The sequence below is a fragment of the Mesorhizobium sp. M5C.F.Ca.ET.164.01.1.1 genome, from assembly GCF_004792125.1.
Lineage (GTDB): Bacteria > Pseudomonadota > Alphaproteobacteria > Rhizobiales > Rhizobiaceae > Mesorhizobium > Mesorhizobium wenxiniae.
On the sequence record NZ_SRTG01000338.1, the window covers coordinates 1 to 331 of the forward strand.

At 52.0% G+C, this 331-nt stretch carries 1 protein-coding gene; it reads left to right on the forward strand.

Going from position 1 to position 331, the window contains the following annotated elements; translation table 11 throughout:
* Positions 1-93 precede the first annotated feature (93 nt).
* Positions 94-331: hypothetical protein (locus EN807_RS36205; RefSeq protein WP_210240024.1), on the forward strand; the 238-nt coding region annotated here is incomplete at its 3' end.

The window sequence follows — 331 nt, forward strand, 5'->3', positions numbered from 1 at the left end:
CCGTTTCTACTCCACTACCGAGACTCGTCACCAACCTCCTTTTATTCGCTTCCATATGGCCCATCCTGTCTCCAATCGAGGAGGAGCGCGAACATGGGCCAAGCCGTAGAACGTCTCAGTCTCGGGAATTCTTCTGCTCGCCAAACTGCCGTTGTCACCGGCACCATATTTGGCAGGGTGACAGTGAACGACAAGATATCAGGCGTTCTTGTCTGGGCTGAACTATGCTTGCAAGCCATAACCCAAAAATCGCCGATCCCTTTGAATTCGAGCCGGATGAATGGGTGTTTCAAAATTTTTGGCGGTTTTAGGCAGAACCCTCCGATGGCCC